At 69.1% G+C, this 18,867-nt stretch carries 15 protein-coding genes; 12 read left to right on the top strand and 3 right to left on the bottom strand.

Annotated features, from left to right (window positions below):
* Positions 1 to 52: 52 nt before the first annotated feature.
* The gene (locus tag Q0Z83_RS54945) at positions 53 to 2,371 is read left to right on the top strand and encodes a site-specific integrase (RefSeq protein ID WP_317791513.1); all 2,319 of its coding nucleotides are present in this window, start codon (positions 53 to 55) and stop codon (positions 2,369 to 2,371) included.
* 73 nt (positions 2,372 to 2,444) lie between these two features.
* Here Q0Z83_RS54945 and Q0Z83_RS54940 read toward each other — a convergent pair whose 3' ends face one another.
* Positions 2,445 to 2,948, bottom strand: coding sequence for a heme-degrading domain-containing protein (locus Q0Z83_RS54940; RefSeq protein ID WP_317791512.1), 504 nt, complete (start codon positions 2,946 to 2,948; stop codon positions 2,445 to 2,447).
* Positions 2,945 to 4,009, bottom strand: a complete 1,065-nt coding sequence (locus Q0Z83_RS54935) for a Gfo/Idh/MocA family oxidoreductase (RefSeq protein WP_317791511.1) — start codon at positions 4,007 to 4,009, stop codon at positions 2,945 to 2,947. Before Q0Z83_RS54935 ends, Q0Z83_RS54940 begins: the two co-directional genes overlap by 4 nt.
* Positions 4,010 to 4,066: 57 nt before the next feature.
* Here Q0Z83_RS54935 and Q0Z83_RS54930 point away from each other — a divergent pair, with 57 nt between their 5' ends.
* The 10 genes from Q0Z83_RS54930 (at position 4,067) to Q0Z83_RS54885 (ending at position 13,439) form a co-directional block, all read left to right on the top strand.
* Positions 4,067 to 5,191, top strand: a complete 1,125-nt coding sequence (locus tag Q0Z83_RS54930) for an ROK family transcriptional regulator (RefSeq protein WP_317791510.1) — start codon at positions 4,067 to 4,069, stop codon at positions 5,189 to 5,191.
* Positions 5,192 to 5,209: 18 nt separating this feature from the next.
* Positions 5,210 to 6,001: an SDR family NAD(P)-dependent oxidoreductase gene (locus Q0Z83_RS54925; protein ID WP_317791509.1), complete on the top strand. Its 792-nt coding sequence runs from the start codon at positions 5,210 to 5,212 to the stop codon at positions 5,999 to 6,001.
* Positions 6,002 to 6,355: 354 nt separating this feature from the next.
* Positions 6,356 to 6,820, top strand: a complete 465-nt coding sequence (locus Q0Z83_RS54920) for a hypothetical protein (protein WP_317791508.1) — start codon at positions 6,356 to 6,358, stop codon at positions 6,818 to 6,820.
* A 686-nt stretch (positions 6,821 to 7,506) separates the two neighbouring features.
* Positions 7,507 to 8,112, top strand: a complete 606-nt coding sequence (locus Q0Z83_RS54915; RefSeq protein WP_317791507.1) for a hypothetical protein — start codon at positions 7,507 to 7,509, stop codon at positions 8,110 to 8,112.
* 345 nt (positions 8,113 to 8,457) lie between these two features.
* Positions 8,458 to 8,880, top strand: a complete 423-nt coding sequence (locus tag Q0Z83_RS54910) for a hypothetical protein (RefSeq protein ID WP_317791506.1) — start codon at positions 8,458 to 8,460, stop codon at positions 8,878 to 8,880.
* Positions 8,881 to 9,116: 236 nt separating this feature from the next.
* Positions 9,117 to 9,596, top strand: coding sequence for a hypothetical protein (locus Q0Z83_RS54905; protein WP_317791505.1), 480 nt, complete (start codon positions 9,117 to 9,119; stop codon positions 9,594 to 9,596).
* Positions 9,597 to 9,819: 223 nt separating this feature from the next.
* Positions 9,820 to 10,278: a hypothetical protein gene (locus tag Q0Z83_RS54900; RefSeq protein ID WP_317791504.1), complete on the top strand. Its 459-nt coding sequence runs from the start codon at positions 9,820 to 9,822 to the stop codon at positions 10,276 to 10,278.
* Between the two features lie 450 nt (positions 10,279 to 10,728).
* Positions 10,729 to 11,868, top strand: coding sequence for an FAD-dependent monooxygenase (locus Q0Z83_RS54895; RefSeq protein ID WP_317791503.1), 1,140 nt, complete (start codon positions 10,729 to 10,731; stop codon positions 11,866 to 11,868).
* A 538-nt stretch (positions 11,869 to 12,406) separates the two neighbouring features.
* A complete protein-coding gene (locus tag Q0Z83_RS54890; protein WP_317791502.1) occupies positions 12,407 to 12,577 on the top strand; it encodes a hypothetical protein in 171 nt (56 codons plus the stop codon).
* A 517-nt stretch (positions 12,578 to 13,094) separates the two neighbouring features.
* Positions 13,095 to 13,439 (top strand): hypothetical protein, encoded by a 345-nt coding sequence (locus Q0Z83_RS54885; protein WP_317791501.1) that lies wholly within the window; start codon positions 13,095 to 13,097, stop codon positions 13,437 to 13,439.
* A gap of 390 nt (positions 13,440 to 13,829) precedes the next feature.
* On the opposite strand, the gene Q0Z83_RS54880 is transcribed toward Q0Z83_RS54885, so the two are convergent.
* The gene (locus Q0Z83_RS54880; protein ID WP_317791500.1) at positions 13,830 to 14,345 is read right to left on the bottom strand and encodes a hypothetical protein; all 516 of its coding nucleotides are present in this window, start codon (positions 14,343 to 14,345) and stop codon (positions 13,830 to 13,832) included.
* A 211-nt stretch (positions 14,346 to 14,556) separates the two neighbouring features.
* Here Q0Z83_RS54880 and mobF point away from each other — a divergent pair, with 211 nt between their 5' ends.
* Positions 14,557 to 18,858, top strand: coding sequence for a MobF family relaxase (mobF, locus tag Q0Z83_RS54875; protein WP_317791499.1), 4,302 nt, complete (start codon positions 14,557 to 14,559; stop codon positions 18,856 to 18,858).
* Positions 18,859 to 18,867 lie beyond the last annotated feature (9 nt).

The raw sequence follows: 18,867 nt of genomic DNA, 5'->3' as shown, positions 1-18,867 counted from the left end.
CCCGAGCCGGTTCGTTTCCGGCCGGATTTCCGCGCAGCCGGCGACCGCGGCGGTGCCTGCACGCCCGTTTGGTGAGCTCGCCACGGCACCGGCCGGACACGTCGGCGAGGTCGCCCTGACGGCCTGGGACGGCGGCCCGCGCGAACGCGCCCAGCGCCGCACCCAGGTGCTGGCAGCCCTGCGGTACCTGCAGACCTTCCCGGGATCAACGTGGCAGCAGCGATGGGACGCCAGCCCTCTCGGCACCGGAGCGCTGCCTGCCTGCAGCATCCTGTCTGAACTGGAGCCGAGCCAGACGATCAGCCCGGGCGTCAAGATGCTGTTCTGCCTGCGAACCGTCCAGCCGTCACTCATGGCCTTTCGACGCAATAAGTTCCGGGACTTCCCGTCGCCGTTCGTCGCCGCCCAGTCCGATTCGCTGCTGGACAAGTACGTCGCGTATGTCGACGGGCACGAGGCCAGCTGGGTCCACCGGCGCCGGACCCTGTTCGACGCGTGCTGCCTGCTCACCGTTCAAGGCGTCACTCTCGCCGACGTCACCCCGGCCGCGATCCTCCACTACGCCCACGAGACCCGCCGGGTGCTCACCGTGCTGCGCGAAGGCAAGAAGGACGCCAATCTGTTCTGGGGCATCGGCCTGTGGAACGTCCTGCACGCGATGGGCCACTTCCCAGCCAGCACACCGGCCACCATGCGCGCCGCGATGCTGCGCGGGCAGCTCAGCACCACCGAGCTGGTCGACCGCTACCCCATCGCCCACCAGGGCGTGCGGCAACTGCTGATCGACTACATCACCCGCCGCCGAGCCGAGACCGACTACGCCACCATCAACAATCTCGCCCGGTCGCTGACCCACCACTTCTGGGCCAAGATCGAACGGCTCAGCCCGGGCCAGGCCGACTTGCGCATCGATCCGCAGGTGTACACCGTCTGGCGTGAGCAGCTGCGCACCCGCGACGACGGCCAGCCTCGTACGAACGTCGACGACATCACCATCGCGATCCGCAGCTTCTACCTTGATCTGCACACCTGGGCCGCGGAGGAACCCGAGCGGTGGGCGGTATGGGTCGCGCCGTGCCCCATCTCGCCGACCGAGTTCCGCGGCGGCGGCAAACGCCGCCGCCGAATCGAGGAACGCTCCGCCGACCGCACCCGCCTGCGCCAACCCTTGCTGCCGGTGCTCGTCGATCACGTCGAGAGCCAGCACCAGCGCGCCAAGACCCTGCTCGAACACGCGGCCGCCGTCGCCGAAGGTGAGGCGTTCTCGGTCGCCGGCCGTGTCTACCGCCGCTACGTCTCCAAGGCCGATCACAAACGGGCCCGGTACGAAGACCGACCGATCCGGGCGATCGACGAGAGCACGGGCGCGATCCTGCATCTGAGCACTCTCGAGCAGGCGACCTTCTGGCAGTGGGCGATCATCGAGACCCTGCGACACTCCGGTGTTCGCATTGAAGAGCTCGTCGAGCTGTCTCACCTGAGCATCCGCCAGTACCAGCGCGCCAACGGCGAGGTCATCGCCCTGCTGGTGATCGCCCCGTCGAAGACCGACCGGGAACGCGTCATCCCGATGTCCGCCGAGCTATTCCACGTTATCGCCCAGGTCGTGCGCCGGCACACTCACGACGGGCAGCCGATCGCCCGGCTGAGCCGGTTCGACGCCCACGACAAGCTCTGGAGCACCCCACTGCCGTTCTTGTTCCAACGTCAACGCGGCACCAGCCGGCACGTCATCACCCCGGCCACGATCGGTCTCATGCTGCGGCGCCTGTGTGAAGCCGTCGCCGAGCACCATCCCGCCTTCCGCGGGCTGAACATCACGCCGCACGACTTCCGGCGTATCTTCGCCACCGAGCTGGTCAACAGCGGCCTGCCGATCCACATCGGCGCCGCTCTGCTCGGGCACCTCAACATCCAGACCACCCGCGGCTACGTCGCCGTGTTCGACGACGACGTTGTCCGTCACTACCAGCACTATCTCCAGCAGCGTCGGACCCACCGGCCCGCCGACGAATACCGCGACGCCACCGCCACCGAATGGACCGAGTTCGAGGAACACTTCGACAAGCGCCGCGTTGAACTCGGCTCGTGCGCACGGCCTTACGGCACGCCGTGCCAGCACGAACACGCCTGTATCCGCTGCCCGATGCTCAATATCAACCCGAAGATGCTCGACCGGCTCGCCGAACTTGAGGAGGACTTGAAAGCCCGGCGGGAACGCGCCCAGGCCGAGGGCTGGCTCGGCGAGATCGAAGGCCTCGACTTGACCCTGCGATTCCTCACCGACAAACGGCAGCAAGCCACCCGACTCAACCAGGTCACCGGCACTGTCGGACTCGGCATGCCTGGCCTACGCCCACTCACCCCATAGGCCGCCACAGCCTGGTGGCCGGAGCCTCAAATCCGTCCACCAGGCTGCCACGCTCCCCGAGAACGGACACAACTCATCCAGCGATTCGGTCACTGTGTGCGGCGAAGCGGCGTAACGCCTCGACGACCAGTGCATGGTCCTCGGCCTGCGGCAGACCAGACACCGTCACGGCACCGATGGCACCGACTCCGGCGATGGTGATCGGGAACGATCCGCCGTGATCGGCGTGATGCAGGGGGTCCATTCCCCGTTCCTGCAACGATCGGCCGGCCAGTCTGCCTCGTGCGCCGACGAGGTAGGAGCTGTCGCCGAAGCGGGCGACGACCCTGCTCTTGCGTTCGATCCAGGCGTCGTTGTCGGCCGAGGTGCCAGGCAGCGCGTAGTGGAACAACTGGTGGCTGCCGTGCCGGATGTCGATGGTCACCGGAGCTCGCCGCTCGTGGGCCAGGTCGACCAGGAGCTGACCGAGCTGCCACGCGTCGTCGTGATCGAAGTGGGTGAGAACCAGTTCCCGCTGCTCGGCTTCGAGCTGGGCGATCAGCTCGGTAGGCGTGGACGGGTTGTCGGCTCGGGTCATCGGGCGTCTCCGAGAGTGACCACGCGCTGCTCACGGGCGGATCGGCGGGCGGCTTCCAGGACGGCGAGGGCGGCGATCGCCTCGGCGGGATCGACCGGCGGCGGGGCGTTGTGACGCAGCATCGCAACGACGCCCTCGTAGAAGGCCGGGTACGCCCCGGGCTCGCTCGGCACCGGCTCGCTCTGGCCGTCGACGATCAGCCGGCCCCACCGCTCGGCGGGTTCGCGTCCCCAGTCCGGCCCGGTCGGCAGCCCGCCAGCACGCAGGGCCTCCTCCTGGCTGTCCATGCCGTGGATCACGAAGGTGCCGCGGTTGCCCAGCAGGCGCAGTCGTGGTCCGGGCTCGGCGGCGACGACGTTCATCCACAGGTGTGAGCGGGCGCCTCCGGCATGGTGCAAGGCCACGAACGCGTCGTCGTCGACGCGGGCTGCGGGCCGCCGCTGGTCGAGTTCGGCGTAGACCTGCGTGACGGGTCCCAGCAGTTGAAGGGCTTGATCGACCAGGTGGCTGCCGAGGTCGTACAGCAGGCCGCCGGCCTCGGCCGGGTCGTCGTGTTCGCGCCATCCCGCCTTGAGTACCGGCCGCCATCGTTCGTATCGGGATTCCAGGCGCAGCACGTCGCCGAGTCTGCCGTCGGCCACCAGGCGTTGGGCGGTGCGGAAGTCGCTGTCCCACCGCCGGTTCTGGAAGACCGTCAGCGGCACGCCGCGTTCTGCGGCGAGCCGGGCCAGTTTCGAGGCTTCGGCGGCGGTTGCCGCCAGCGGTTTGTCCACCACGACGGGCAGGCCGGCCTCGACGGCGGAGGTGGACAGCGGGACGTGACTGCTGTTGGGGGTGGCGACCACGACCAGGTCGAAATCGCCGGCGTGGGCCCACAACTCGTCGGCTCGTGCCAGCACCTCGGCGCCGGGACGGTCACGGCGGACCTGGTTCTGCCGGTCCGGTTGCGACGTGACCACTGCGCCGAGGGTCAGGCCGGGGGTCGTACTGATCAGGGGGGCGTGAAACATCGAGCCGGCCAGACCGTAACCGATCAGACCGACCCGTAGCGGCTCGTTCATGAGCCGAACTTAATCAACAGCGTTTACTTATGGCAAGAGATCCGCGAGAATGACCACATGCCCAGTTCCGCACGACGCGCCGCGGGCGCGAACCTGCCCCAGGTACGCGACCACAACACCGCCCTGGTGCTCGACCTGGTCCGCCGGGGCGGCGCCATCAGCCGCGTCGAACTGGCCGCACAGAGCGGTCTCACGGCCCAAGCCATTACCAAGATCGTGCAACGGCTGCAGGCCGACGGACTGGTCACCGACGCCGGCCGCACCGGCTCCACTGGCGGCAAACCACGCACCCTGCTCCGGCTGGACCCGACCGCCCGCTACGCCGTCGGCGTGCACCTGGACCGCGACGACACCACCGTCGTGCTCACCGACCTGACCGCCCAGAAGGTGACCCGCCACCACCTGCCCCACGGCATGACCGGCGACCCCGCCGGCACCCTCGATCGGGTCGCCGATGCGGTCCGCGCCGTCGTGACCGGCATCGCCGACACCAGCCGTCTGGTCGGCGTGGGTATCGCCTGCCCCGGGCCACTCGACCACACCACCGGTGTCTTGCACCGGGTGACCGGGCTACCACAATGGAACGGCTACCGCCTCGGCGCCGAAGCGGCCGACCGGCTCGGCGTGCCAGTCATCGTGGACAAGGACACCAACGCCGCCGCGCTCGGCCAAACCCTGTCCGTCCCGGATGGGCCGAACGACTTCGCGTATCTCTACCACGGGCGAGGACTCGGTGCCGGTCTCGTGCTCGGCGGCCGGGTCTACCGAGGCCGGCGGACCAACGCCGGCGAGTTCGGCCACCAAGTCCTCGATCTCAACGGGCCACCCTGTCGGTGCGGCAACCGCGGCTGCCTCGAAGCACTGTCCCGAGCCGCCCTCGACACCGGCGACCCGGCCCACGCGGCGCACCTGGTGGGCATCGCCGCCGCCAACCTGATCCACCTGCTCGACATCGATCACATCGTCGCCGGCGGCCCGGTAGTGCTCACCGACCCAGAGCAATACCTGTCGCAGGTGGCGACCACGATCAACGCGCTTCTCCCCGAACCGGACTGGCAGCGCATCAGCGTCACCCTCGCCGCCGACCCCACCGACGCCATCGCGACGGGCGCGGCAGCGCTGGCCCTCGCGCCCCTGTTCGACACCGCCACCACCGACACCGGCGCTGACCGCGCCGCCTGAAACGGGTAAGGACCTCTCATGACCGCTCAACGACCCCTGGCACTGGTGACCGGCGGATCCGCCGGCATCGGCTACGCCCTGGCCCGGCAGGCCGCACAGCACGGCCACGACGTCATCATCACCGGCGCCGGGCCCCGGGTGCACGAATCCGCCGACCGCCTCGCCGACGCGACCGGCGTCACCGTCACCCCGGTGCAGTCCGACCTGCGCACCGCCGACGGCGTCGACCAGGTCTGGGCCGCCGTCACCAGCACCGGGCAACCGCTGGCCATCGCCATGCTCAACGCCGGCGTCAGCCTCGGCGGAGCCGCCTTCATCGACACCGACCTCGACGACGAACTAAACGAGATCAACCTCAACGTCATCTCCCAGGTCCGGCTCGCCAAACCGATCGCCCGCGACATGGCCGCCCGCCGCACCGGCCGGATCCTGTTCACCAGTTCGCTGTCCGCGACCACACCCACGCCATACGAAACGGTGTACGGCCCGACCAGGGCATTCGTCTACTCATTCGCCCAATCCCTGCGGCAGGAACTGCTGGACACCGGAGTCACCGTCACCGCGCTGCTGCCCGGCGCCACCGCCACCGAATTCCACGAACGAGCCGGCATGGGCGGCACCCGCTTCGGCGACAACTCCTGGAAGAACGACCCCGAACTCGTCGCCCGCAAAGGCTTCGCCGGTCTCATGGCAGGCCGCGACCACGTGATCGGCGGCGACCGCGCCACCTGGCGCGCCGCCATCCGCCAGCGCATCCTGCCCGAACGCATCAAAGCAGCACAGTTCGCCAAATCCTCGAAACCAGCCTAGCCAACAAGACCGGCCTCCTGATCACCAAGGTGCCAACCACCAGGCCAACCCAGGTCCCTCGCCTCACGACCAGCACCGGACGGAGGGTGCTCGTCACCACCAGCTCCGTCAGTCTCTGATCCTCCACCGAATACAAGCGGCGGTGCCCTACCGGGCACCGCCGCTTCGGCTCTCACTACAACCACACATCTCGGCCATCCAGCGCCGCGCACCCAACCAGGGTGCGCGGCGCTTTCCATCTCCAACGGGAGTTTGCTCTTGACCGCAAGTCACACCCACATCAATCCGCCCACATCAACCCCGCGGGGCACCGCTGCTTCCGCCCAGAACCAGGTGCAGATAAGCTCAGTCCACTTGAAGCAGCGGCCCTGCCGCGCGTGGCTGACCGCGAACGCCGACCCGGCGACCACGATGCTCTACGTCGGCATCGACTGGAGCGAACAGCGGCGGGTGCCTGCCATCGAGAAGGGCTGGGCACCGTGGCCGGTGCGGTTCCCGATGTGCGAACCGCCGCACCTGAGCAAGCAGGACATGCTCGACTGGGCTCGCGCCGAAGGGCTGCGGCCGCCTCGCCTTTATGAGCAGGGCTTCGCCCACAACAACTGCTTCGGCGTCTGTGTCCGCGCCGGCCAGCGCCAGTGGCGGCACCTGCTCACCGTAGCCCCCGAACGATTCGCGGCCGCCGAAGCCGAGGAGGAAAAGCTGCGCACCCAACTCGGCGACGTCGCGATCCTCAAGGAACAACGCCAAGGCGTGAGCTATCCGTTACCACTCAGCGAGCTGCGTCGCCGAGCAGCTCTGCCGCAGGCCCCTGCCTGACGCGATTCAACACAGGGTCTCTTCAGACAACCCGTAGCCTCGCCCGCAGCCCGGACGGCGACCGAGCGGGGCGAACAGCGGTGCCGTCGAGCCGGCCAGCGCGACGTTCGGATCGGAAGCCAGCACTCTGCCGCCGCCGGAACGGGGCAGTGCCAGGCAGTCCTCCGGCCACGTCACCGGTGGTGCAACCTGTCGCGGCCAATCGCGCCGGGCCAGTCCACGACCGTGGTCGTCGGCGTGGACGGGAAACCCGGCCGGGCCCGGGCGCACCGCCGGAATGCCGTGGACGCCTTCGCGTACGTTGCCGACGCCCGTGGAGCGCAATTGGCCACGGCGGTGACCGTTGTCCGCGTCACAAGCGTGATTCTCATCCGCCGCCGTCGCGCGTACTCATCACGACGCCGGTCGTGCTCCGGTGATCGATTACTACGGCGTCTGGAGCCGCTTGCTGAGGGACCCGAGGTCAGCCCACCCGCGCCGAGGGCGCTAAGCCCCCAGCAGAACATCTTGGCACCCAGGTCAGCGCTGCGCTCGACCGCCAAGATCTTCCGCTAACCGGGGGCTTGCACCCCCAGGCACATGGGCGGGCTCTGACCGGCCCCGTCAGCGCGGCACCCCAGCGCCGGGATCACCCGATCCCGGCGCGGGGCTGCCGCATCAGCAACAGCCTGATGGAGGCATGCACCATGACGGACAACGTCATCGCCCAGATCACCAGCGCCACTGCGGACGCCCAGGACTCCACCGGCGCCGAGCGGCCGGCCGCTCCGGAGGGCTCGGTCTACCTCTCCGACGTCCTCGCCCGCATCCGCCAGCACGCCGCCGACAACCACTGGTGCAGCACCGCCGAGTCCATCACCCTGCAGGCGCTCAACGACGGGCTGTCGTTCAAGCCGCTGCGCCGGGTCAACCAGGGATGCAGCGACCCGTCCTGCCAGACCTGCGACGCTGTCGCTGACCTGGCCGACGAGCGGTTCACCCCGGCTGACTCCACCGATCCGTTCATCACCAAAGCCCGCCTGAAGACGGCCATCCGCAAGGCCATCAACCTCGGCTACGACTACGACGAATACTGCGCCCTGTACCGCGAGTTCGTCGAGGCCTACGACCTGGACGCGGTCCCGCTTCCGGTCCGCACGTACACGGTCACCTTCACCGTCACCGAGGAGCAGCTGCGCGGGCGAGCGGCTGACGAGGCGGGCATGGCGTACGTCCTGCGCAACGCGCGCGCGGCGGACTTCGCGGTCTCGGTCGAGTCCACCGAGGAGGCTACCGCCACCCTGATGCGGTAGTCATGACACGCTGCCCGGCCGATCTGAATCGGCCGGGCAGCATTGTGCCTGAACAATCCCGCATCCCACCGCCGGCCTCACCGCCTCGGGGCGGCGATCAGCACCAAACGCTTTGGGCTCAACAGAGGTCACCCAAACCGGAGCATTCCCGGATTCACACGGGTGATCTTCGCCGCGCAGTGGCCGGCGCCCGCGGTGTTGCCTCGTCTTTTGCGGCACCGGGACCCGGCATGCTGCTTGGCCTCGACCGGCTCCGCTGTGACGCCATGGCCCGGTCTGCAAGCCGTCGGCCCTCCCGCCGATCCCGGCATAAACGCCGCTCACCCCTCGCCGAAGGGCATCGTCGTGACGCTGTACTACATCGCGATTTACCACAACACCGACAGCCAGTTTCGCCCCTACCAGCCTCACCACGCGCTGACCAAGGTCATCAGCCACCGCCGCCACCTGCCCGCCGCAACAACACCGGAGCAGATCGCCGGCTGGGCGTTCCATCTGTTCAACGCTGACCTCGGCGATCTGCAAGCCAGCCGCGGCAAGACCGACGCCGACGAGCTGGACTTCCTGCTCGCCTGTACCTACCGGCTGCTCCACCTGCGATCACTGTCCGTAGGTGACGTCGTCGCCGTCACCACCGCCGAGTGCACCACCTGGCTGGCGTGCGACCCGATCGGCTGGCGACGCATCGCCATACCGCAACATCGCACCGGCACAGCGCTCAGCGCCGCCACCGTCTACGACCACCTGCGCCACGGCGACGATGAGTGATCATCCGTGCAGCCAGCACCCGCCGGGTCGCCACACCGATGCCTGCCTGACCGGCGCCTGTGGTTTCTGCGGCATCCCACTCGACAGCGTTGCTTCCGGCGAATGCCGGAACTGCCTGCGCATCGTGTGCGAGGCCTGCGACGCCGGCTATCGGGCCGACCTCGGCCCGATCTGCCGTCCGTGCAACACCACCAGCGCCCTTCGACCACCACTGAACCAGTAAGGACATGACCGCCATGTCGCACGATCCCGTGAACTGGAATCGCATCGCCGAACGACTCCAAGCCGAGATGGCCAACCTGATCCACCACGAGCAGGAGAAGCGGTACGGCAACGACTTCTACGCCGAAGCCTTGCGCCGAGCGCTGGGATTCCGGCCGGCTGAGGGGAACTTCCGGGAGCACCTGGTACGCGGCGAAGGACTCACCACCGACAGCTACGCCCGCCACCTCTACGACACCAGCGCGCTCGACCGCATGCAGCGCGAGTCCGCCGAGCAGCAGGTCAAGGAGGCGCGAGCCGAGACCCGGCGCGTCTACCGGGAAGCCGGCAAGGACTTCGCGGATCTCCTGCGAGCCCGCTGCAACGAGGTGTCGTTGCCGTCGCGGTACCGGCGCGAAGGCGTGGCGTGGGCCGCCGACCTCATCGATCCGACTGTGCCGAAAGACCAGTACGGCAACGTCATACAGCAGGCCGATGCGAGCGACGAGCGGTGACCCGTCCGAGATCGAGCTGGCCGCAACAGCCGAGCCGATACCTCGGAGCCGTCACCAGCCTGCACCCAACGTCTCACCACCAGGTGCCTACCGGGCGGGACCGCGGCCAGCAGCTCTTCCGGCGTGACGACGGACCGGCCGCTCTGCCTCTAGCTCCACTCATCTACCTCCAGTCCGCGAACTCCTACACGAACTGACCCGCGCCAGAAAGCCGCCATCTGCCATGTCCGACAGCATCGCCATACACCTTCACATCGACAAACCCGAGACGCTGCCCGAAGGCTACGCCGACGCCATCGGCGCCATCTTCGACGAGCACGCGAGCGACGTCACTGACGATCCCTCGCTGGACGACATCAGTGGTGTCGCCTTCGTCGGTACCCGCAACGACATCGCCGACGACCTGTGCTTGCTGATGAAGGGCGGCACCCTGCCGGCGCACCAGTTCAGCTTCACCGTCTACGAAGAGCCGCACCACGAGGCGCTCGGCACGCTACTGCGCTATGCCCCCGGTGCCGGTGACTTCGAGGCTGCCTGCACCAACACCGGCGAGGTGGTGCGCTCATTCGCCGACATCGGTGAAGCCATCGCGGCGACAACCGACCGCGCATCCCTCATCGCCGCACTCGAGGCCATGTACGGCGAAACCAACAGCCACCGTCGAAGGATGACCGGCGAGTAGCGCTGTGAATCCATCAACATCGCGTCGTTCCACTCACGGCAGCCAGGCAGTCTCTCTCCGCCGCCCAGCAAGCAACGTGGTGCCACGCACCGGGCCGATCCCGGCAGCCGTCACCTGCACCCAGGGGGTCAGCCGATGATGCGCGTGCACCGCACCTTCGAGATGCCAGCCGGACCGGCGAACGCGGCGGCCATCACTGCGGGCCGCCGCGTTCGCCGGTCCTCAGTGATGACCGACCCGGCCGCGACCGGCAAACCCGGCAAAACATCTTGGAAGCGCAGCACCCATGGTCAACGAGCGGCAGCAGCGCTGCGCTTCCAAGATCTTTTGACCGCAGAGTCTGGCTTGCCCGCCACCCGCCGGGCCGATCCCCCCGTGGCCTCGTCAACGCGGCAGCGCCGGTGCAACCGGCGCGAGCCGCCCAGGGCTCGCACCACGGAGGCCACGCCTATGAACACGCCTACTCCCAGCCGTCTCAACCCCAAGCTGCGGATCGCCGTCGTCGGCGGATCACTGACCGGCCCCACCACCGCGCTGCTGCTGTTGCACGCCGGCTTCGACAACGTCGCCCTCTACGAGGCCGTGCCCGCCAGCGCCCCGCTCGGCGGCGGGCTGATCGGCCTGGAACACTCGGCGCTCGACGTCCTCGACCAGCTCGGCGTGCCGCAGGACGAGTTCGTCCGCTACAACTCCGAGGCCGTGGTGGAGTTCGCCGTCCACGGGCGCCGGCCCGGCGCCGAGCAGCGCCATCTCTACGCCGGCCGTAACACCACCTGGTCGTTGCTGCACCCGGCGCTGACCCGCCGCCTGCCCGCCGAGGTGCTGCACACCGGCAAACGGGTCACCGGTCTGGACACCGCGCACGGCCGGCCGCTGCTGCACTTCGCTGACGGCGACACGGCGCCCGCCGATCTGGTGGTCTTCGCCGACGGCCGCGCCTCCACCGGGCGGCGGCTGCTCGACCCGGACCGGCAGCTGCACTACGCCGGCTACGTCGCCCATCGCGGCCAGACCGACACCATCCTGCCGGGTCTGGCCGACTTCCTGCGCTTCGAACCGGACCGCAGCGGGATGCAGTTCAACGTAGCGCCGATCCCCGGCGGCACCGACTGGACCTTCTACCTCGGCGCCACCGCCGCCCAGTACACCGACTTCTTCGGCGCCGCACCGACCCGCAGAGTCTTCGCCCTGCCGCAGCACGTCACCGGCACGGCCCGCGCCGCCGTCGACGACAGCGCCCAGCGCTACCTGCCCGACGAGCAAGCCGCCCTCGTCCACGCCACCGGCACCCGAATGGCCGCCGCGGTCATGGACATCGACCCGCCGACCCGCATGGCCTGGCCGGTCGGCGACGGGCACGCCGTGCTCATCGGCGACGCGCTCGCCCCGGTGCGCCCGCACACCGCCCGCGGCGCCAACAACGGCATCGAACAAGCCGCTGGCCTGGCCGCCGCTCTCACTCAGCACCGTAAGTACGGCGCTGACCTGGCGACCGCCCTGCACGGCTGGCAGCACCGCCACCTACCCGCCGCTGTCGCCGCGGTGGAACTCGGTCCGGCCCTCGCCCGTCAGCACGGTCTCGGCGCCTAACCCTGGATGGTGCCGGTCCAGGTGCAACCCCACCTGGACCGGCACCACCCGGGCCCGCCACACCAAGAACGTTGAGCTTGGGAACTGCCCGGCGCATCGAATCCACTAGCTGCCGCACCAGCGGACAACACCGGTAGCGCGCGACCTACTTGTGCCGGGCAGCGTTGCCGTCCGGCGTTGCCCCGGGAAGAGGTTGGCGGCACGGTGGCGGTTGACCCGGCCGGCGCCGCAACGCGTAACCGCGGCGGTCGTGCGTCGAGGGCCGAACATGGCGCCCCTGGCGGGAACGGATGCGGACTGGCCGCCGATGCCAGACAGACGCACATGCCAGTCCTCATGGATGGCCGACCCGTCCGGCGGCGGTCAAACCGGCAAAACATCTTGGCCGGATTGCTTCGCTGCACCGGCCAAAGATCTTTTGACCCGAAGTCTGGCTTGCCCACCGGCAGGCCGCGCCGGCCCCACCTGGGCCCGTCAGCGCGGCTGCCCGGCAAACACCGGCGGCAGCCGCACCGGTTCACCGCAGGGAGGAAGCGCCATGTTCCAGCACCTCGACTTCACCGACCGCCGCACGCGCCGCGACACCGGCCTCAACCGCCCCCGCGCCGCCCGTAAGTTCGTCCTGGTCGGGGAGAAGGAGTTCTACGACACCGCCAGCCCCGCCGACTACCGGGAGTACCGGATCGTCCGCGACTACAACCAGCGGTAGAGCTCGGGGTGCGGAGGACCTGCGGGTCCTCCGCATTTGTTGTCGCAGGACTGGCGGTCCGGTGCGGGCTCAACCCGGCCGGCCGTGGCCGGCCGGTAGAAAGGAGCGGCCTACGGCCGCGCTGTCAAAGCCCCTTTTCCGGCCGTCGGCTGACGCTACGAGTGTAGGTCGCTCACGGCCTCCACCAAATGCAGTGCGGGCTCATAAAACATCATGCAGAACCCGCATGATGTTTTAATCGAAACCCCCGCACTGCATTTGGCTCCAGCCGCTCCCGACCTGGCGAGCAAGCTCGCCCCCCACGGCCGAAAAAGCGGCCAGCCGCCGTGCGCGCGCCCGTGACCAGCGGGAACGCTTACGCAATGCGTCTCAGCGGGCGCGCGAAACCCAAAAAATGCTCATTCTTAAATGCGCCAACCATAGATATCAGTCGTTTAGTGTTATACCATTAATGCAGTCAGGGAGACCAAGCCCCGACTACCACTGGTCAGAACAATTCAACAGGGAAGGCTTAATCGTGAGCCGTTACGAATTCAAGCCCGTGGACCCGAGCGTGTCCTGTGCCGTCGCCGGATGGGAACGCACGTTCGGCACCTTCTTCGCTCAGGTCTGGCTCACCAGCAACAACAACGAAGACGACGCCCCCGACCACGACCTCGGATGCGACTTCCGGGAGATCACCGAGGCGAAAGTCATCATCGACATGCTCAGCGAGTACGCCGAGATCCCCGATGGCCTCGTCGACACGCTCAACGCCGACGCCGCACGCGAAGGCATGTGTGAGGTTCCCGCCGCTGTCCAGATCATGAGCGGCTACGCACCCGCCCCGATCGACTGGGACAACTTCGAGCCACCGTTCTAACCACTGCGATCCCGGGGCGCGCACGCAGCGCGCCCCGGGGCACCATCAGTGAGCCGCGCGCCGCATGGCGTCCGCGTCGGCGCGCATCGAGCACGCCGCCCCGGGCTGCCGCGCTCGCCGCTCCCGCCCGCACCGCCACGGCCAGGAAACCCCCGCGCGCATAAAGATGGGCCGACGGCCCCACAAGGGGGAACATTCCCCCGGAAGGGAATGCACGACCAAGTCCGTCGGCCCAACACTGGCCAGCACATCGGCGCGAACGCCGAGGAAGGCTGAGTCCAACCGTAGCGCGCGCATTGGCCGCGATCAACGCTCTACCCGCAGGATGACACCCTCACCCGAGCACCCCCGGGAGGCCCGCCCACCATGCCGCTCATCAACAACGACCGCTTAGGCCGCTCCGTCGTCGGATGCGGCGGGACTCTCGCGATCATCGGCGTCACTCTGGCCGCTTTCGCCGTCCTGCTGGTCGTGATGCTCATCATCGGTCGCTGATCCTCCCTCTACGCGGACCCCACTTCGCCGCGCCTGACGAGGCGCACCCGTTCCAGGTGGACGACCCCGCCGCCGCACGACCGCAGTCTCACCCGTCAGCGCCTCCAACCTTCCGGTTACGGCATCCGTCGCGGCACGGCGCAACGCCTGCTGCATCCGGGCAGGAGTAACGCCCGCTAGGCGGCCCGCACGATCAGCAGGCATCAGCGCGCCTAGCACCGCCAGCGCCAGATCCTCGCCCGCCTCAGCCTCACTCACGGCAGCGTCGAGCGCCGCGAGCTCCGCCGCCCGGCGCTGGCGCGTTTGCTCCACCGTGCCGCTCGCGCCGAGCACGGCAAGCAGCGCGGTTTCTTCCGCCTTCTGCTGCCGCCGGAGTGCCTGCACTGCCTCATTGCTCGTCTTACTAGCCATGCTGTTCAAAGTACCTTCACATACAACCATCACGCCATTCTCTAGAATGGTTTAACCATCGTCCTAAAAAGTTCCTCCATCGTTTAACAATCGTCGCACCATATGCATGCTGCACAAACGAGAGCTCACCCTCTTACTCCTTCCACGACTTAGCACACCCCCTGGCATTCAAATGTCGAAAAGAGCCGACCAGCGCCCTACCCTTGGCGGCATGCTCACGGTTACCCGCATCGCACCCGGGGCCGGGATCACCTACCTGACCCGGCAGGTAGCCACCGGCCGGCACGACTTCCGACCAGCTCAACCCCACTCCGTCGTCGCCTACCACGCCGACCCGGCCGCCCACAGCGAAGCACCCGGCTGGTGGGCCGGGCAAAGCAACGCATTGTTCGGAGTCCACGGCGACGTCACCGAACAGCAACTACAACGACTGCTCGCCGAGGGAAAGAACCCCGTCACCGGTGAACAACTCGGCCGCCTGTGGCGGCAATACCAACCGATGGACGACACCGCCCGCCAAGCCGCCGTCGAAAAAGCATGGGCCAAACTCCCAGCGGACGCCACCTACGAGCAAATCGCCCGCGTGTGGCTCAACATATGGACCGCCCCGGAACGGCGACCCGTAGCCGGTTTCGACGTCACCGTTTCCCCGGTGAAAAGCGTCAGCCTGCTGTGGGCTTTCGGCGACGACACCGTCAAGCAGCAGGTGATGGCCGCCCACCACGAAGGGGTCCGCGCCACCCTCGAACACCTGCGTGCCCACGGCGCGTTCACCCGGCTCGGCACCAACGGCCTGGTGCAGGTCGACACCGACGGCCTCGCCGCCAGCGTCTGGGACCACCGCATGTCCCGGGAGAAAGACCCGCAACTGCACTCGCACATCATCGTCAGCGCGAAAGTCCGCGTCACCCGCAACGGCCGCCAAGACTGGCTGTCACTCGACAGCCGCGCCTTCTACCAGGCCAGCATCGCCGCCCGCATCGCCTACGAACGCGCCGTCGAAACCGAACTCGGCCGCCGGCTCGGCGTGCGGTTCGCCGCCCGCGAAGGCTCCCCGATCCGCGAGATCATCGGGTTCACCCCGCGCATGCTGGCGCACTACTCCAAGCGCCGCGCCGCCATCGAAACCGAGATGGACGAACGGCTCACCGACCCGGCAGCCGGTCGAGAACGCGTACGGGCCGGCCGGTGGCGGCGCCGCGCACAAGACGCCACCCTGCGTACCCGCCAGCTCAAGGACGGCCCTGAATCGACCCGCGACGCCGTGGCTCGCTGGCATCGCGAAGACCGAGCCGCCGGTCTGAACACCTCGACCGCGGTCCGGCACATCGTCGCCGGCACGGTCAGCGACCACATCGGCCACGCTGCGCTTCAGATCCTGCGCGAGGCCGAACGCACCCTGGCCGGACGCCGCCTGGACCTCGACACCCTGCATCACGCCGCTGTTCACCTCGGGATCCGCGACGATGCGCAGCGCCAGCTTGTAGTCGATGCCGCGGCCCGGCGGGTTCCTCACCTGGCGGTCGAGCAGGCGATCCACGACCTCAGCACCGAACGGGCGGTGTTCACCCTCGACCACCTCGAGCTGGCCATCGGCCGGGTCCTGCACGTGCCTGCCGGCACCGCACGCACCGCCGACTGGCAGCACGTACAGCACCTCGCCGCCCACGCCGTACGCACCCACGCGGCCGGACTGCGCGTCCTCACGCCGCCAGCGCTGATGGAATGGGGCGACACCCTCGTGCGCGGCAGCGACCGGCAGAGCATCTACACCCGCCACCGCGACCTGCAACTGTCTACCCAGCCGGTCCTGGCCGCCGAAAAGGAACTCATCGCCTACGCCACCCGCCGCGGCGCCACCCCGGCCGCCCGCGCGCTGCTCGCCGAGGTGGCCGGGGAACTCGACTTGAGCCCGGAGAAGCGGGAAGCGCTGCTGTTCGCCGTCGGCGACGACCGGCGCGTCACCGGCATCGTCGGGCCGGCCGGCACAGGCAAGACCTATCTGCAGCGGGCCGTCGGCGTCGCCGCGCACCGGGCGAACATCCCGGTGCTCGGCCTGACCGTGTCGCAGAACGCCGCGTACGTGCTCGCCGAAGCCACCCGCGAAGGCGGATCGCCGGGGATCCGGACCGAGAACATCGCCATGTGGCTGCACGCCCAGCACACCCCACCCGAAGGCACCACACCCGCGGATTGGACCTTCGCCCCAGGGCAGTGGGTCATCGTCGACGAGGCATCCCAGGCGTCCACCCTCGACCTCGTGCGCCTCACCCAGCTACTCGACGCCGTCGGCGGGAAACTGATCCTGGTCGGTGACCCCGAGCAGATCTCCGCCATCGGGCCCGGCGGCATGTTCCGCTACCTCGCCTCGCTCGGCAACACCACCACCCTGACCGAGGTCCGCCGCTTCGCCGAAACGTGGGAAGGCCCCGCATCGCTGCGGCTGCGTGACGCGGACACCACCGTGCTCGCCGAATACGACCGGCGCGGCCGCATCCTCGGCGGCGACCGCCAGCACCTCACCCGGCAGGTCCTCGACGGGTGGGCCGCCGACATCATCCAAGGCCGCTCCAGTCTCATCATGGTCGAAACCGAAGCTGAAGCCGCCGACCTCGCCGCGCAGGCCCGCCGCATCCTCATCAGCGCCGGACTCGTCCAGGACGGCCAGGCGGTCACGCTGGCCAACGGCACCCGCGCCAGCGTAGGCGATCTGATCGTGACGAGGCGCAATAACCGCGACCTGATCGCCGACGGTCGGTTCGTCGCCAACCGAGACCAGTGGCAGGTCGTCGACGTGAGCGAAGGCGGCGCCCTGCAGGTCCGGCACACCACCACCCAGGCCACCCTCATGCTGCCGACCGAATATGTTGCCGAGCACGTCCAGCTCGCCTACGCCGCCACCGTCGACTCCGCCCAGGGCCGCACTGTCGACGTCGGCCGCGCTCTGGTCGACTCCGCGACCAACCGGGCCCGTCTCTACGTCATGGCCACCCGCGGTCGGCTGCTCAACCAAATCGCGGTCATCACCAGCGAAGAACCACCGGAAAGCCATCCTCCGCAGCCGCCCACCGCCGGGATCACCGTGCTCGCCGACATCCTGCGCACCGACACCACCGACCGCTCCGCCACCGAAACCGAGCAAACCCTGTGGGCCGACGTCGACGCCCTGGCCCGCTGGGATGCGATCTACGACGACCTCACCGCCCGCGCCGCCACCCCCCGCTACACCAGCGTCATCCGCCGCGTGGCCGGCGACACCGTCGCCGCGAACCTGGCCGCCGACCCCGCCATGCCCGCCCTCGCCGCCCGCCTGCAGGGCCTCGCCGCCGCCGGATACGACCCCGAACAGGTCCTCGTCGCGGTCGCCTCCGAACGAGAACTGCACAGCGCCCGCGACACCGCCGCCGTGCTCGCCTGGCGCATCGACAACGCCTACCGCGACATCCGGCCCGACCCGACCATCGCCATCAGCGGCCCCCAAACCGGCACCTACACCGACCGGCTACCCGACATCGACGGCGACCTCGGCACCGCCCTCGCCGACGTCGCGGCCATCTGCGACCGCCGTATCAAAGCCCTCGCCGAGAACGCCGCGCAACACCAACCCGCCTGGAGCCGCGCTCTCGGACCCCTGCCAGAAGACGAAGCCGGACGCCGCCACTGGCTCTCCGGCGCCGCCGTCGTCGCCGCCTACCGCGACCGCTACACCATCACCGGCGACGACCCGATCGGCCCCGAACCCTCCGACCGTGACCCGGCACGGTGGGGAGCCTGGCACCGCGCCCAACTCGTCCTCGGCATCGCCACCCTCGCCGGCAAAGTCACCGCCGCCTCCGACAGCCAGCTGCGCACCCTCATGGAAGCGCAACGCGCCGCCGACCGCGCCGCCCCGCCCTATGTCAGCGGCGAGCTCCGCAACGCCCACACCCGTCTCGTCGCCGCCGAACAGCACCTGCGCGACAGCCGCATCGCCCTCGCCGCCGCCCAGCACCACGCCACCACCCTCACCGCCCCGCCACCGGCCACCCCGACACCGGCCTGGTGGCGACCCACGGCAACCCGGGCCCGCACCGCCACCGAACAGCACGCCGCCGCGGTCGACTCACTGCGCGCCCAGGTCCTTGTCGACGAGCTCAGCGCCCGTCTCGACCACGCCCGCGCCCGCGTCACCGCGGCCGCCGACGACGTCGCCGTCCTCGAGGAACGCCACCGCGACTGGAACACCTGGTACCAGCAGGCCCTACCGATCCGCTACGCCGGCCTCGCCGCCGCCGCCGAATCCGCACGCCGCGCCCACAACCTGGCCACCAGCACCCGGCGCCTAGCCGACGCCGCCCGCCAAACCGCCGACCGCGTCCACGCCGTCGACGCCAACCGTCCTAACCGGCACACCACCGCCGTCCGTGAGCAGCTCGCCGACCAGGCCGTCAACAGCCAGCGCCGCGTCACCGACACCACCGACCCGGATATGCCGCAGACCGAAACACCGGACCTGGACCTTGGCCATGACTGACCAACACCG

Source organism: Actinoplanes sichuanensis, assembly GCF_033097365.1.
GTDB lineage: Bacteria > Actinomycetota > Actinomycetes > Mycobacteriales > Micromonosporaceae > Actinoplanes > Actinoplanes sichuanensis.
The sequence above is the reverse complement of the archived record's forward strand: the minus strand, read 5'-3'. Positions and strand labels throughout refer to the sequence as shown.

Coding starts and splice junctions, on each gene's coding strand:
- Q0Z83_RS54940 (WP_317791512.1), bottom strand. CDS start 2,948: ATGACCCGAGCCGACAACCCGTCCACGCCTACCGAGCTGATCGCCCAG.
- Q0Z83_RS54935 (WP_317791511.1), bottom strand. CDS start 4,009: ATGAACGAGCCGCTACGGGTCGGTCTGATCGGTTACGGTCTGGCCGGC.
- Q0Z83_RS54930 (WP_317791510.1), top strand. CDS start 4,067: ATGCCCAGTTCCGCACGACGCGCCGCGGGCGCGAACCTGCCCCAGGTA.
- Q0Z83_RS54925 (WP_317791509.1), top strand. CDS start 5,210: ATGACCGCTCAACGACCCCTGGCACTGGTGACCGGCGGATCCGCCGGC.
- Q0Z83_RS54915 (WP_317791507.1), top strand. CDS start 7,507: ATGACGGACAACGTCATCGCCCAGATCACCAGCGCCACTGCGGACGCC.
- Q0Z83_RS54905 (WP_317791505.1), top strand. CDS start 9,117: ATGTCGCACGATCCCGTGAACTGGAATCGCATCGCCGAACGACTCCAA.
- Q0Z83_RS54900 (WP_317791504.1), top strand. CDS start 9,820: ATGTCCGACAGCATCGCCATACACCTTCACATCGACAAACCCGAGACG.
- Q0Z83_RS54895 (WP_317791503.1), top strand. CDS start 10,729: ATGAACACGCCTACTCCCAGCCGTCTCAACCCCAAGCTGCGGATCGCC.
- Q0Z83_RS54890 (WP_317791502.1), top strand. CDS start 12,407: ATGTTCCAGCACCTCGACTTCACCGACCGCCGCACGCGCCGCGACACC.
- Q0Z83_RS54880 (WP_317791500.1), bottom strand. CDS start 14,345: ATGGCTAGTAAGACGAGCAATGAGGCAGTGCAGGCACTCCGGCGGCAG.
- mobF (WP_317791499.1), top strand. CDS start 14,557: ATGCTCACGGTTACCCGCATCGCACCCGGGGCCGGGATCACCTACCTG.